Origin of the sequence: Bacillus sp. FSL H8-0516, from assembly GCF_038635285.1 — a bacterium.
Lineage (GTDB): Bacteria > Bacillota > Bacilli > Bacillales > Bacillaceae > Bacillus > Bacillus safensis.
On sequence record NZ_CP152051.1, the window covers coordinates 600,914 to 616,704 of the forward strand.

11 protein-coding genes and 1 other annotated feature are annotated in these 15,791 nt (G+C 41.2%); of the genes, 5 read left to right on the forward strand and 6 right to left on the reverse strand.

Annotated features, from left to right (window positions below; translation table 11 throughout):
- Positions 1-8: 8 nt before the first annotated feature.
- The gene (locus MHB67_RS03005; RefSeq protein WP_216100125.1) at positions 9-1,541 is read right to left on the reverse strand and encodes a multicopper oxidase domain-containing protein; all 1,533 of its coding nucleotides are present in this window, start codon (positions 1,539-1,541) and stop codon (positions 9-11) included.
- A 97-nt stretch (positions 1,542-1,638) separates the two neighbouring features.
- Positions 1,639-3,027: a GABA permease gene (gabP, locus tag MHB67_RS03010; RefSeq protein WP_024424482.1), complete on the reverse strand. Its 1,389-nt coding sequence runs from the start codon at positions 3,025-3,027 to the stop codon at positions 1,639-1,641.
- Between the two features lie 482 nt (positions 3,028-3,509).
- Between gabP and MHB67_RS03015 the strand changes: the two genes are divergently transcribed.
- From MHB67_RS03015 to guaA, 5 genes are all read left to right on the forward strand, one after another.
- A complete protein-coding gene (locus tag MHB67_RS03015; protein WP_024426719.1) occupies positions 3,510-4,409 on the forward strand; it encodes a cation diffusion facilitator family transporter in 900 nt (299 codons plus the stop codon).
- A gap of 102 nt (positions 4,410-4,511) precedes the next feature.
- A complete protein-coding gene (locus MHB67_RS03020; protein WP_212048664.1) occupies positions 4,512-5,474 on the forward strand; it encodes a MoxR family ATPase in 963 nt (320 codons plus the stop codon).
- 101 nt (positions 5,475-5,575) lie between these two features.
- Positions 5,576-6,661 (forward strand): DUF58 domain-containing protein, encoded by a 1,086-nt coding sequence (locus MHB67_RS03025; protein WP_235566801.1) that lies wholly within the window; start codon positions 5,576-5,578, stop codon positions 6,659-6,661.
- Positions 6,662-6,670: 9 nt separating this feature from the next.
- On the forward strand, positions 6,671-8,875 hold the full coding sequence (locus MHB67_RS03030) for a transglutaminase domain-containing protein (protein ID WP_342492770.1): 2,205 nt from the start codon (positions 6,671-6,673) through the stop codon (positions 8,873-8,875).
- Between the two features lie 186 nt (positions 8,876-9,061).
- Complete coding sequence (guaA, locus tag MHB67_RS03035; protein WP_024426715.1) at positions 9,062-10,603, forward strand: glutamine-hydrolyzing GMP synthase; 1,542 nt, start codon at positions 9,062-9,064, stop codon at positions 10,601-10,603.
- A gap of 79 nt (positions 10,604-10,682) precedes the next feature.
- On the opposite strand, the gene MHB67_RS03040 is transcribed toward guaA, so the two are convergent.
- The 4 genes from MHB67_RS03040 to MHB67_RS03055 all read right to left on the reverse strand — a co-directional run bounded on the left by MHB67_RS03040 (position 10,683) and on the right by MHB67_RS03055 (position 15,335).
- On the reverse strand, positions 10,683-11,168 hold the full coding sequence (locus MHB67_RS03040; RefSeq protein WP_342492771.1) for a YbaK/EbsC family protein: 486 nt from the start codon (positions 11,166-11,168) through the stop codon (positions 10,683-10,685).
- 18 nt (positions 11,169-11,186) lie between these two features.
- Positions 11,187-12,242 (reverse strand): AraC family transcriptional regulator, encoded by a 1,056-nt coding sequence (locus tag MHB67_RS03045; RefSeq protein ID WP_342492772.1) that lies wholly within the window; start codon positions 12,240-12,242, stop codon positions 11,187-11,189.
- Complete coding sequence (locus MHB67_RS03050) at positions 12,243-13,904, reverse strand: 2-isopropylmalate synthase (protein WP_342492773.1); 1,662 nt, start codon at positions 13,902-13,904, stop codon at positions 12,243-12,245.
- 55 nt (positions 13,905-13,959) lie between these two features.
- Positions 13,960-14,223, reverse strand: a binding site (T-box leader).
- Positions 14,224-14,447: 224 nt separating this feature from the next.
- Positions 14,448-15,335 carry an AraC family transcriptional regulator gene (locus tag MHB67_RS03055; protein WP_103132260.1) on the reverse strand — a complete coding sequence of 296 codons (888 nt, stop codon included), beginning with the start codon at positions 15,333-15,335 and terminating at the stop codon, positions 14,448-14,450.
- Between the last annotated feature and the right edge of the window lie 456 nt (positions 15,336-15,791).

The window sequence follows — 15,791 nt, forward strand, 5'->3', positions numbered from 1 at the left end:
TTTCATTTTTACTGAATGATATCCATCGGCCTCATCATGTCATAATCTTCATGTTCTAAAATATGACAATGCCACACATACCGGCCGCTGTATGGAACAAATCGAGCAACGATCCGAATGACTTCACCTGCATGCGCCTGAATGGTGTCCTTGTAGCCTTGTTCATGTAAAGGAGGCGCTTCGTTTGGTCCTGTATACACGATTTCTCCTGTCGATTGATAGACTTCTGTATCAAATGGCCTTCTGTCTAAAACCCTAAATTGAACAAGGTGCAAATGAATAGGGTGTGTCCCTCTGGTTGGATTGACGATAGACCATACCTCTAGACTGCCAAGACGAGGATTTTCAGTGACAGGATCATTCCAAAAATGGTTATCGAGCAATAGGATAGGGCGGCCGTATTTATCCTGTGTGCCGGTAAGTGTGAGTGTACGCTCTCTATCAGCTCGACTTGGCCGAAGCGTTGGCAGCGGTTTAAAAATCGGACGTAATGTTTTAGGTACTCTCCCTTTTAGTGGACGTGTGACTTTGAATTGCATAATGTTCGCATCTGTTTCAGGATTCACATCCTGTCCGCAGCCGGCTGTATTTTTGAGAGTGATCGTTTTGTTTTCGTAAGCTGAAAAGTCGATGATGACATCGAAACGTTCAGCAGGCGCGATGCTAAAGGATTGATGGCGAACGGGTCTTGGCAAAAAGCCCCCATCGGAACCAATTTGCAAGATTGTAGCGTCATTATCTAGATGCAGCTCGTAAGTTCTAGTATTGGACGCATTTAAAATACGAAAACGGTATTTTCGCGGCTCTACTTCTAAATAGGGCCATACTTTTCCATTGACTAAGATCGTTTCTCCACAAAAAAAGGGCACGATGGATGGGTCTGGTATGTCACTGTCCTCTGGCGTATCGTTTGGTCTGCTAGGATAAAACAGTGAGCCATCCTCCTGAAACGTCCGGTCCATAATCATTAAAGGAATGTCATAGTCATCTTTCGGAAGCTCTAAAGACTTTTCAAATGCATCTGAGATCAAATAAAACCCAGCTAAACCGGCGTACACATTTAGTCGTGTCAATGCCATCGCATGATCGTGATACCACAATGTGCAGGCTTGCTGATGATTTGGGTAGACGTAAGTCTCTCTTTCAAAAAAAGGGCCGGTTGCTTCAAAGTCCCGTGAAAACCAGGCCTCTGGGTAGCCGTCACTGCTTGCTGGCGTGACGCCGCCATGCAGATGAACGACTGTTTTGACCTCTGGTTCATCGTGATGACCGGAGTGGATGGTGTGATCGACAGGCAGAAAATGTTTCAATGGCAATTTGTTCATCCATTTCACTTTGACCTTTTCATTTCGATTGGCTTTAATGGTTGGTCCAGGCAAGCTGCCATTATAGGTCCATAGCTTGGTTGGGGGCAGGTCTCTATGAACTTTTAAGAATACCTCCTCCATAGCAATTTCATAATACGTTTGTCTTGGGTTCTTTTTGACGGGCTCCGCGACTTCTGGAATTGGAAGCTCGTCAACAAATTTTTCTAGGTTCATGTTGACTAATCCTCACTTAAATTCAATTTGATACAGTATAAGTGCGGACATCCAAATAGGTGAATAAAATAAAAAAACCCGCTTTTCAGCGGGAGAATTACGGGTGTTTATTTTCAAGCGCCGCATTTGCAGGCACTTTTTTATTCGGTTTAAAGATGAAATAAGCAGCCAGTACGCCAAAGGTAATGATACTCGTCAAAATGAGCTGTGGCCGCATGGATTCGATAAACAGCATCGATGCCAAGATGGCGCAAATGACCAAAATGGTAAAGTACGTGAGGTATGGGAACAGCCACATTTTGATTTTGAGCTGTTCTGGATTTTCTTTTTCGATTTTGCGTCGCATTCTTAATTGTGAAACGGCAATGACCAAGTAAACAAGAAGGGCAATGGCACCAGATGCGTTGACTAAGAACAAAAAGATGGTTTCAGGATAAAAGTAGTTCATCATGACGGCAATGTAGGAAAAGAAGGTACCTGCGACTGTAGCCGCTACAGGAACACCACGTTTGCTGATTTTCATAAAGCGTTTTGGCGCTTCGCCTCTTTCTGCTAATGAATAAAGCATTCTGGACGTTGTGTACAAACCGGAGTTTAAACAAGATAGAACAGCTGTTAAGACAATGACGTTCATGACTTGAGCGGCTGATGGAACACCAATGTATTCTAATACCGCAACGAACGGGCTTGTTAAAATACTTGCGGAATTCCAAGGAAGCAAGGTGACAACGACAGCAATTGATCCAACATAGAATACGATAATACGCCATACAACAGAGCGGGTGGCTGTCGTCACAGATTTGACTGGGTCTGCTGATTCACCGGCCGCTATGGCCACAATCTCCGTTCCCATGAAGGAAAAGATGACGACGACGATTCCGAGTAACACAGAGCTGAATCCATTTGGAAGAAAACCGCCGTTCCCTGTTAGATTGGCAAGACCTGAAGTATGATGACCGCCAAAACCAAAGATAAATGCAAAACCAATGAGTAGAAAGAGAATGATGCTGACGACTTTAATTAATGAAAACCAATATTCAAATTCGCCAAAAGATTTAACAGAAAAGATATTTGTTAATGTTAAGAGGATTGTGAGGATAAGACTTGTGAGCCAAACAGGTGCATCTCCATACCAATATTGAATAATGGCAGCACCGGCAATGGCTTCAATGGCGATGACGATCACCCAGAAGAACCAGTAAAGCCAGCCGATTGTAAACCCGGCCCATGGACCGATGGCATCGCTCGCATATTGTGAGAAAGAACCGCTTGTCGGATAGGCACATGCCATTTCTCCAAGCATTCTCATAATAAAGATCACCAGAAGTCCGGCAAAAGAATAGGAAAGAATGGATCCAGGCCCTGCAGAATGAATGACAGCGCCACTACCAACAAATAGCCCTGCCCCAATGACCCCAGCAATGGAGATCATCGAAATATGTCTTGTTTTAAGGTTTTTTTGAAGACCGTTTGTCATGTTGGACATTTCTTTACCTCCAAACATTTCTCATGAATAGAGAATTTGTTTTTAGAATATTTTAAATTTTATCATACTGAATTGTCATTCAGCATTGGACAGGTTATCAAACTGACATTTCAAACCTCTTAACATGATGTTAAAAAGTAGAAAGGATTTGAGAGATTATGTTCCCTCTTTTCCCTCTGTTTATTTTTAAAATAGCATAAAAAAGGAAGGAGGGAAGTTGTGTCTCAAAATAAAATTATTCTGATAATTTACCAGAGAAGAGTGATTTGACGATATGTCCATTTCGAAGAGAATTGGAAAAAGGTTGATGGGAGTAGGTCTTGAGGTCATTTGACCTTGTAAAAATAAGTTTACTTAGGTCAACACATTTCTATTTATCCTATTTTGCTGACATAAGCGAATCATGTTGCTGTAGACCCACACGGGCTTTGCTTTGTAAGATAAATAATAGAAAAGTGATGTGTGAGGAGGCGCGGTTCAACATGGAGCGCTATAACGAATTAAGACAAGGTGAAACAGGTGCTTGGGTCAGCATCATTGCCTATGTGATCTTATCTGCGGTCAAACTCATTATTGGGTATGTGTTTCATTCAGAGGCTCTTTCAGCAGATGGATTGAATAACACGACGGATATTATTGCATCCCTTGCTGTGTTGATTGGGCTGCGTATTTCTCAAAAGCCGCCTGATGAAGATCATCCGTATGGTCATTTTAGAGCGGAAAATATTGCGTCTCTTGTGGCTTCCTTTATCATGATGCTTGTTGGACTTCAGGTTTTGCTGAGTGCAGGCCAGTCGTTCTTCTCATCTGAGCATCAAACGCCGGATATGATCGCGGCTTGGACAGCAGCAGGAAGTGCTGTTGTGATGTACGGTGTGTATATTTATAACCGCAATCTGTCCAAACGAATTAATAGCCAGGCTCTCCATGCGGCAGCTGCTGATAATAAATCAGATGCGTATGTGAGTATTGGAACATTTGTAGGAATTATGGCCTCTCAATTTCAGCTGGCATGGATTGATACGCTAGCAGCCTTTGTCATTGGCTTAATTATTTGTAAAACTGCGTGGGAGATTTTCAGAGATGCCTCTCATTCGTTAACAGACGGTTTTCATATCAAAGATATGTCTAAATATAAAGAGACCATTGAAGCAACACCAGGAGTAGGCGATTTAAAGGATATAAAAGCGCGTTATCTTGGAAGTACAGTCCATGTGGATGTAGTGGTTGAGGTCGAGCCTAACTTGAACATAGCAGAAAGCCATGATATTGCAGATGAAATTGAACGCAGAATGAAACAGGAGCATGATATTTTACACTCTCATGTTCATATGGAGCCAGCAAGTAAGTCAAAAGAAGAGAAGAAGTCTTTCCCATCGTGAGAAGGCTTCTTTTTTATACGTGCTGATGTTATATGCAAATGCGCGTTGTATGGTAAAGTTAGACTATATGAAATTTGACAGAAACGTGATAGGAGGATCAGGATGGCATTTGATGAACCGATGCATTCAGATTTACAAAAAATCGTAGATAACATCAATAAAGTCATGGTTGGGAAAAAAGACATTGCGATATTAAGCCTTGTTGCGATTTTGGCGAAGGGGCATGTGCTGCTCGAGGATGTGCCTGGTGTAGGGAAGACGATGATGGTTCGTGCTTTGGCAAAATCCATTGGCTGTGAGTTTAAGAGAATCCAATTCACTCCTGACCTTTTGCCTTCAGATGTAACAGGCGTGTCGATTTACAATAAAAAGACGAATGAATTTGAATTTAGGCAAGGACCGATCATGGGGCAGATTATTTTAGCTGATGAGATCAACCGGACTTCTCCTAAAACACAATCAGCATTGCTTGAAGCGATGGAGGAAGGCAGTGTCACAGTGGACGGAGAAACGATGCCGCTTGCGGATCCTTTTTTCGTCATGGCGACACAAAACCCAGTGGAATATGAAGGGACTTATCCGCTGCCAGAAGCGCAAATGGACCGGTTTTTATTCAAACTGCAGATGGGATATCCGACCATGCTCGAGGAGCTGGAGGTGCTCAACTTGCAGGAGAAGCAATCCCCGATTGATACGCTCCAAGCTGTCATGACAAAGGAACATATCCATGCGTTGCAGCAGGCAGTTCAGACCATACATGTGGATGCATCCATTAAAGAATATATTGTTGAAATTGCTCAAGCGACGCGTAAACACCCATCTGTTTATCTAGGTGTCAGTCCAAGGGGGTCGATCGCCTTGATGAAAGCGGCACAGGCGTATGCGCTTTTGAATCAGCGTGATTATGTGATTCCTGATGATGTACAGTATTTGGCGCCTTATACATTACCGCATCGTATGATTTTGACATCAGAAGCGACATATGAAGGGAAGAAGGCGGAGACACTGCTGCGGCAAATGTTTGAGCAAATTGGCGTGCCAGTTCAAAAGTCGATGACTCAATGAAGTCACGTAATCGTTTAGCCGTTTCATTATGGTTACGGGTGATGATGCTCATCATTCTCACTGCGGCAGCCTTTTGTTATGCCATGTTTCAGGGAGGGTTTGTGAGTTGGTTCCTTTTTTATGCATTTTTACCATATGCTTTGTATGCATTGCTGTTTGCACTTATTCCGCTTCGCGCGACAGCCAAGAGGACAATACAGCAAACAAGCTTAAAGGCGGGGGATGTGCTGTCCGTTGACCTTGAAATCAAGCGGACACATCCATTTCCGTACGTTTACGTCATGATAGAGGATGCTCCGCCAGATACCTTTCACTTACAGGAACAGATTGAAATGAAGCAAATGCTTTTTCCTTGGTTTCGGAAAACTTGGCGATTTTCCTATCAATTGAATGATGTCATGCGGGGAGAGCATCATTTGACAGCGGTTAGAATCAAAACGGGTGATATGTTTGGGTTTGTTGAAAAAGAAATCATCATTCCGTTAGAGAAAAAGCTGCTTGTCTACCCAAAAGTGCTGGATATCCCTGTAGAGCCTGCTGAGTCAGTGAGTGAAAATGGAGGCAAAGCGGTTCACTCGTGGTTCAATGAACCGGCCCATGTGACAACAGGCGTACGGGAATATCAGCAAGGAGACCGTTTTGCTTGGGTGGACTGGAAGACGACGGCCAGGAGAGGCCAGCTGATGACGAAGGAATTTGAACAGAATCAAGCAAAGGACCTTGTTGTGTTTGCTGATTTTACTGATCAAGCTGTTTTTGAAACAGTCGTCTCTATTGCGGCATCTGTTCTTCAAACGGCTGTGAAAAAAGGCGTGCCGTCAGGTCTTGTCCCTCTAGGAGATCAGCATGCCTTTCGAGTCGATCAAGGAGAACTTCATTTACAGGACATGCTTTATTATTTAACAAGGGTGCAGCATCAGCCTTCTCGCGCACTAGAATATAAACCGTTAGCAGCGAGTGAGTACCAGCACTCAGGAAAATATGTCGTCACGGGTCAGTTGCAAGAGGAGCTTGCGGCAAGTCTCTTTGGAAATCGAAACAGAAAGAACATCACCGTGCTTTTAGTGAAGAAAGCCGTTGACCATTTCACGACAAAAGAAAAACAGCTTGTAGACCGGCTCAAGGCCTCTGGAATACGCATCACCCTTTTATTTGAAGACCGGCTGCACGAAAGAACTGTGAGGTGACAAACATTTATGCTGCATTCGCATCTGCGGCAAAGCCGTTTTGAATTGTTCATCTATTATGCTGTAGCTTTTCTGCTGCTATGGGAGTGGCTGCGTCCACTTCAGGATTTTACAGAGACGAGCCATACGTCTTATTTCATCATTTTTATCGGGCTTACGTGTTTGTTTACGTTCTTTCGTCTGAAGTGGTATGTGACGTTTCCTATTTGTGCTGGACTGATTTTGCTCGCCTTATATTTGATCTTTTATCAATCAGCGCCAGGCTATCCGGCAGCTTTGTTTGCTGATATCAAGGATAATATCACCTTAATGAGCATGGGCATGTGGAGTGACATGTATCCGTCTTTCCGCACATTGTTGTTTTATATTTTGCTGTGGCTGCTTGTCTACTTGCTTCATTATTGGGTGGTCTATCAGCAGCGTATCTTTTTCTTTTTACTGATGACGATTGTCTATGTCACGATTCTTGATACGTTTACGCCATATGATGCGACCTTTGCGATTGTTCGTATTATGGTATTTGGCTTTTGTTTGCTTGGATTGCTGTATTTCGATCGACTGCGTTCAGCTGAGGGTGTTCGGGTGTCACAGAAAGCGCGTCTAAAGTGGTTTTTGCCCATGCTGGCGCTTGTCCTTCTATCAGCGTCACTGGGTGCTTCTTTGCCAAAGTCTGATCCGAAATGGCCCGATCCTGTCCCGTTTTTTAAGGCGGTTACGAATCAAGATGGGACAGTCGGGCAGAATAAAGTGGGATATAGTGCAGATGATTCGGCGCTTGGCGGACCGTTTAGTGAGGACCGCACACCTGTTTTTAAATGGAGCGGAAAGGAGCCATCATACTTTCGTGTAGAGACAAAAAGCATTTACACAGGAAAGGGCTGGGAGGATGCATCAAATGATACAAAGCCTACTCGGTTAAAGGACGAATCTGTGCCGAATCGGTGGTTTACCGAGCGTGTGAAAACAGAGGTGCATGAAACGAGAGTCGATATAGAATCGGACTATCGATTTAATCATGCCGTCTATCCAATTGGGATGATTTCATTGACGCCAATGGAAAACATTCCGCTGCAAATCATGGGCAAAACGGAGAAAATTGTGCCGTCTATGCAAAACCCACCCAAAAATTTAGGGAACTATCAAGTCAGCTTTTTATCTCCTACATTTATCCTGGAGGATTTGCAGAAAATCAAAGTACCGACAAAGAAGCAGGTGAATCAGCAGGTTGGCCGTGAATACTTACAGCTTCCATCGTCACTTCCAGAGCGTGTGAAAACTTTGGCAAACAGCTTAACGGAAACGAAAGATAATATGTATGATAAAGCGAAAGCCATCGAGGATTATTTAGGATCTGCGAAGTTTTCATATGAAACGCAGAATGTCGCTGTGCCTGGTCGTAATGAAGATTATGTGGATCAATTTTTATTTGATACGATGATCGGCTATTGTGATAATTTTTCAACCTCTATGATTGTAATGCTTCGTTCGATTGGGATTCCGGCGAGATGGGTGAAAGGGTATACGTCTGGCCAGTTATATGAAACACAAATGGATGGAAACAATGTGTATGAAGTGACCAATAACAATGCGCATTCATGGGTAGAGGTTTATTTTCCAAACAGGGGCTGGGTCACCTTTGAACCGACAAAAGGATTTACAAACCCAGAGACTTTTACGAATGAAGCTGTTTCAAGCGATCAAACGGATGATCAAAAGGAAGAAGAAGATCAGTCTAGTTCTGATGCAAGTGAAGAAAAGCAGCAAGACCAGCCGAAGCAGCAGGAGACAGAGCAGCCGGCACAACCAAAGGAACAAACAGCGCAGGCAAAGCCAAATATGGTGCATGTTGGTTGGGTTATAGGTTATGCGGCAGGAGCTATTGTCCTGCTTGGATTCATCAGCTGGATGCTTTATCGATTTAGAACAAGATGGCTGCCATTCTTTATTGTAAGAAAGGTGAAACGTCTGCCAGAGGATGAAGCATTCTTCTATGCGTATGCAGCTCTATTAAAGCAGCTAGGGCGCAGAGGAATCGAGAAAAAGCCAGGTATGACACTAAGAGAATTCGCTTCGTTGATTGATGAGAAGAATGGAGATCATCATATGTCAGAGCTGACGCAGTTTTATGAACGTGCGCTCTACCGGCGAGAGGATGCCTCGGCGCTTTGGCAACAATCGGCAAAGTTATGGGAAAATTTAATAAACAGGAGATAGTCTTGACCGCGTACCTTCCTGTTGTTAGAATAGGTGAATATTAAAACCTTCTAAAATACATGAAATTGAAGCGTTCGGATGTGAGTCTGGGCGCTTCAAAAGCGTGATTCACACTGAGAGCAGGTTTTCTCCTCTCATTTTTTCTGTGCGTTTATAAAAAACTATATTGGACATAGAGGTGACACCATGACAAATTTAGTAAATGAAATGATTTTGGTTCTCGATTTCGGCAGTCAGTACAATCAGCTGATCACACGCCGTATTCGTGAATTTGGTGTGTACAGTGAGCTTCATCCGCACACTTTAACTGCTGAAGAAATTAAAGAAATGGCACCTAAAGGAATCATCCTTTCTGGTGGACCAAACAGTGTTTATGATGAAGGATCTTTCCGCTGTGATGAAAAGATCTTTGAACTAGACATTCCGGTTCTAGGCATTTGCTACGGCATGCAGCTCATGACTCACTATTTAGGCGGGAAAGTAGAAGCGGCCAGCCAGCGTGAATATGGAAAAGCAGATATCCATATTAACGGAACACCTGCTTTATTCAAAGACCTTCCAACTGATCAAGTCGTTTGGATGAGCCATGGTGACCTCGTTGTTGAAGTACCAGAAGGCTTTACAGTCGATGCAACAAGTGCACATTGTCCAAACTCAGCCATGAGCTTAGCTGAGAAGAATTTCTATGGCGTTCAATTCCACCCAGAGGTTCGTCACTCTGAGTACGGAAATGACCTATTGAAAAACTTTGTCTTCGGCGTGTGTGATTGCGATGGCAAATGGTCAATGGAGAACTTCATTGAAATCGAAATGCAGAAAATCCGTGAAACAGTAGGCGACAAGCAAGTATTGTGCGCACTAAGCGGCGGTGTGGATTCATCTGTTGTGGCGGTATTGATCCACAAAGCCATCGGCGATCAGCTGACATGTATTTTCGTTGACCACGGTCTTCTTCGCAAAGGCGAAGCAGAAGGGGTTATGAAAACATTTAGCGAAGGTTTCAACATGAACGTGATTAAAGTAGATGCGAAAGATCGTTTCTTAAACAAGCTAAAAGGTGTGTCTGATCCTGAGCAAAAACGTAAAATCATCGGTAACGAATTCATCTATGTATTCGATGACGAAGCGGACAAGCTAAAAGGAATCGACTATTTAGCACAAGGAACACTTTACACAGACATCATTGAGAGCGGAACAGCAACGGCACAAACAATCAAATCTCACCACAACGTAGGCGGTCTTCCAGAAGACATGCAGTTCGAATTGATTGAGCCACTCAATACGCTATTCAAGGATGAAGTCCGTGCCCTAGGTTCAGAGCTTGGCATTCCTGATGACATCGTCTGGAGACAGCCATTCCCAGGTCCAGGACTAGGTATCCGTGTACTAGGTGAAATTTCTGAAGAAAAACTAGAAATCGTCCGTGAATCTGATGCGATTCTACGCGAAGAAATTGCCAACTTCGGCCTTGAGCGCGACATCTGGCAATACTTCACGGTTCTCCCAGACATCCGCAGCGTAGGTGTCATGGGTGACGCAAGAACATACGACTACACAATCGGCATCCGTGCTGTTACATCTATTGATGGTATGACGAGTGACTGGGCAAGAATCCCTTGGGACGTGCTTGAAAAGATCTCAACTCGTATTGTCAATGAAGTGAAGCATATTAACCGCGTGGTGTATGATATTACGAGTAAGCCGCCTGCTACGATCGAGTGGGAATAATTGTAAAAGAGCTAGAAACCTTTGTGTATCAAGGGTTTCTAGCTCTTTTTTATTTTTAACTGCACTTTTCCCTTCCATTTTAATGTGTTAATGAATCATTCCATCCCTTACACACATCAATCCATTGTGAATAACCAGAGTGTTTTTCTAATTGTTTTATCGTGAGTTCAATGGCACTGTTACTGCTCCCGCAGGCTGGATAGACTGTCTCAAAACGTTTGAGTGAAATATCTAAATAAACAGAAACGCCATTCTTTATAGCAAAAGGACATACTCCGCCAATTTCATGACCGACCAAGTCAACGACCTCATGAGGAGAAAGCATTTTAGCTTTTGTTTTAAAATATTCCTTGAATTTTTTGTTATCAACTTTTGCATCGCCAGAGGTCACAATTAAAATAGCTTGTCCATTTATTAGAAAGGAGAGTGTTTTTGCGATTCTTTCAGGTTCACAGCCCAATGCAGAAGCAGCCAAGTCTACAGTTGCACTAGATACTGAAAATTCTTGGATTCGAGTATCCATATCATATTGTTTAAAATAATCTTTTACTTGTTTGATGGACATTATCATTTCTCCTCTTTATTATCTATTATTTAATCGATATTGATGTGGTGTTAGGTGATACTTTCTCTTAAATAAACGAATGAAATGCTCTACATTTTGATAACCTACGGCTGCCGCAATATGATCTACTTGTGAATTGCTGCCAGTGAGCATTTCGCAGGCTTTTTCTAATCTTATTTCTTGTCGAATCTCACTAAATGATTTGCCAAGCTTACGAGCTATATATTTTGACAGGTAAGACTGTGAAAGGTTAAATTTCTCTGCCATCTCCTGAATGGTGATATGCTCACAACATTGCTGAATATATTGGAGCATTTCAATAATACGTATATCACGATATTGTTTGACCTGATTGACGTTCATATGACTTGGTTTGAATCTTAATAAGAGACATAATAATATCTCGAACAAATTATTCATAATCAACTGGTAACTAGGAAACCGATTATAATTTTCTGTAAATAGTTGAAGAGAGCAGTCTAGCAAATGTTTATCTAAGTGACTATGGAAAATAAGAATATTTTTATTTTCTTTTATATACAATGCATTCAAAAAGAACTCTGAAATGACATTGTTTCCTTTTAACATTTTAAAAAACACTTTTTGAAAAGTACTCTTACGGATCATGATTTGCATGGCGATTGTATTCTCCATTACAATTGGCTTGTGTATGGTGTCAGGTGGAATAAAGGCAATATCTCCTGATTTTAAAGTCATTTTTTTATCTTCCACTTCTACATACATCTCATTTTCCAGAACATAGATCATTTCAAAGAAATCATGGATAGCCGACAATTGAGGCATAAAACGGCTATACTTTCTCACTTCGATATCTTTCTCCTGACCTAACCACATAGTATCTTCCTTTTCAAATTCGTTCTGCCCTTTTTGCAAAAATTCTTCTATATATATTTGTTTATGCATTAAATTGTGTTTATCATAATCCTTCAAAAATGATTGCAATGATTGATTGTCATGCTTTTTCTGTTGGTATTGTTGATAAAAGATTTCTTGTTCGTTATATTCTCTTAAATATTGCATCACTTCATGTTTTTCAAGTTTATCTTTTTCCATCTACATCCAAACCTCTAGTTTATTTACTGCAACCACCAGGGCCTTCACTGTTGCTTCTATAATATCTTTATCAATTCCAGCACCCCAATGCATGTTTCCTTGATATGAAATTCCAATTTGTGCACAGGCTTTTGCTTGGGAATCCTTGCCCAAAGAATTCTGTTCATAGACTTCCAAAACATATTCGAGATGAAAATATGCTTTTAACGCATTACTAATTGCATCTAAACTTCCAGTGCCAGTTCCTTGTATTTCAATTTGTTGATCATCTCTCAGCAAAGTTAAGGTGACTTCCTGCTTCTCTCCTTTATGAAATTGATAATCAAGCAGCTGGAAATGAGGGTGATAATCAACATACTGTTCTTTAAAAACATGATATATTTCTTCGACAGACAATTCCTTACTTGCCTGATCAGATACTTTCTTCGCTTCATATCCCATGGCTTCATTCATTTGATAAGGAAGTTGAATGCCATAATTTGTTTCTAGTATATAGCCTATGCCGCCTTTTCCAGACTGGCTATTGATTCGAATCACATCCGTTTGATAATTCCTTCCCAAGTCAACTGGATCTACTGGGATATACGGAACGTCCCATTTATCAACTTTATTTTCTTTTCTATATTTCATACCTTTAGATATCGCATCTTGATGTGACCCAGAGAATGCGGTGAAAACCATTTCCCCAGAATAGGGCTGCCTCTCAGGAACAGTGATTTTTGTTAGTTTTTCATATTTTTTACGAATAGCTTCTAGGTTATTGAAATTCAATTTTGGATCATAACCTTGTGAATACATATTCATCGCCAAGGTAATCAAGTCAACGTTCCCTGTACGTTCACCGATACCAAATAATGTACCTTCGACTCTTTCTGCGCCAGCCAGAACACCAAATTCTGCATCACTCACCCCAGAGCCACGGTCATTATGAGGATGAACAGATAATGTCACACTGTCTCGGTAAGACAGATTTTTGTGTATATACTCAATCTGACTTGCAAAGATATGAGGCATTGAATATTCAACTGTTGTCGGAATATTGATGATTGCTTTATGATTTGGTGTCGGTTTCCAAATATCTAAAACACTATTACAAATATCTAACGCATAATCAACTTCTGTTCCTGGAAAGCTTTCTGGACTATATTGAAAATAAATATCACTTGTTGTTTTTTCGGCAAGTTCTTTTACTAAAATAGCTCCATCAATGGCAATTTGTTTAATTTCATCTTTTGTTTTCTTAAATACTTGTCTGCGCTGCGCTTCTGAAGTCGAATTATATAAATGAACAATCGCTTTCGGTACCCCCTTAATGGCTTCGAACGTTCGGCGGATAATATGCTCTCTCGCTTGCGTGATCACCATAATCGTGACATCGTCTGGAATCATATGATGATCAATCAGTGTCCGCAAAAACCTAAACTCTGTATCAGAAGCAGCTGGAAATGCGATTTCAATTTCTTTAAAACCGATCTCTACTAGTAACTGAAACATTTCCAATTTTTCTTCTAAGTTCATAGGAATAGGTAATGCTTGATTTCCATCCCGTAAGTCCACACTGCACCATATCGGAGCACTTTCTAATGTTTCTTTCTTCACCCAATCATAAGTAAGGTTCGGTGGCAAAAAGTATTTCTTTTCGTATTTTTTGTGGTTAAACATGATCGATTCCTCCTGTAATTGGAATATAAAAAAGCCTTTCATCCCCAAGATTTAACTTGGAGACGAAAGACTTCTTCTTACGCGGTACCACCCCTGTTTCATGATAAACAAACATTATCATGCCCTTATTCGGATACAGATTGTTTGATCTTATATCCTTCCCATATAACGGTGGGGTGCCGACCTTAACTACATCAATCCTTTTCATTTCACTAAGGCTACTCTAAGGTGAGTTCCTTGCCTTTTGTTATTGCTTCTCATCAGCCAGCAACTTTCTGAAAACATTTCGGCAAGTACTATTCCTTATCATTGCATTTGAATTTTCTGATTTTTTCTATTATACCAAGTTTACAAAAAAGAGATAGGGATAGAGATATCTTTTTTGATTGATTTTTTTTGTTCTATGGGTGCCTATCTTCATTTTTAATCCTCTTCACCAAATAAAATTCCAAGGCCACAAATAAAGGTGAGTGAATTCATAGCGAACAATAAAATCGCACCAATTTTTTTCATGGCAATGAACCTCCTCTTAAATTCAGTCTGCTAGCCTTCAAAATTTAAATTCACTGGTTCATCCTCTAAATCATCCACAATATTTTGTTCTGTCACTGGCACACTTTCATCTACCGTTTTAAAACTAAGTTCGTCCATCCAAATTTGACCTTGACCATGCAGCAATATGCCAAACGCAATCACTTCACTTTTTACTGGAACATCTAGAACTACACTAAAATGATTCCAGCCGTTTGTTCCTGTAATGGGACGGTTCATCATGTTGTCAAACGCAAGAACTTCACCTGAAGAATGGTCAATCCTCATCCATAAACCAGCTGAACCTTTCACATTTTCGCTTTTGACAAAGGCAGAAAATTGAAGGCGTTCCCCTCGGTAACGATCAGACTTAATTTGCTGCATTAAGGTCGCGAATCCTCGTGCTTTTTCATCTTTTGATTTTAAATAAGCGGAGTTAGTACCACTGTGTACAATTCTGTTATCCAAACCTGTTTCATAGTCAGATGGGGTGTCCCCCGTCATAATCCAGCCAGTAGGTGTGTTCTGATTTGCAGCCATATTCGTTTCCTCCTTATCAATGACATTCCTTAGTAATTTCCGATAACGTGCGGGTGACATGTCATATATCTTCTTAAAGGCTCTAGTGAAGGATTCCTGTGAACCAAAACGATACTGCAATGCGATATCAATCGCCCGTTGGTCCGTATGAATTAAATCCTTCGCCGCTTGGGTCATTCGACGTTCCCGTATATAATCAACAACTGACTTCTTAATCACTTTTTTGAACATACGGTGAAAGTGAAACCTAGAATAACCAGCATGTTTCGCTAGAGTTTGGAGCGGTAAATCATCTTTCAGATGCTGTTCAATATAATTTAATGTTTCTTGAACCGTTTTCTCATGTTCTTGATAGGACAACCGAGCACCTCCTTGCCTTGTGAGTTTAGTATAGCGGAAATGCTTTTTAGGAAACTTGACTTTTTGTGCTGTGTTGCAATATCAGAGGGAGAATTTCCTAACCTAGGTTTAGAGACTGGTATTCATGACGACATCGTCTAGAGACATCCAAACTCAGGTCCAGGACTAGGTATCCGTGCTGTTACTACAATTGATAGAATGAAGAGTGACTGGGCAAGAATCTCTTGAAGAAGTGCTTTAGAACATCACAACCCGTTTCGTGAATGAAGTTAAGTGTGTTAACCACAGGTATATGATATTACATTATGAGTAAGCTACCTGCTACGACTTAGTCCGAATAACTTTAATAAGGATAAAAAATCTTAACCAATAAGAAACCGAACTATTTAGGAACCACTTTAAAGTGTGTTTCCAATAGTTCGGTTTCTTCTTTTATATTGCTATGCTCATTTTAAA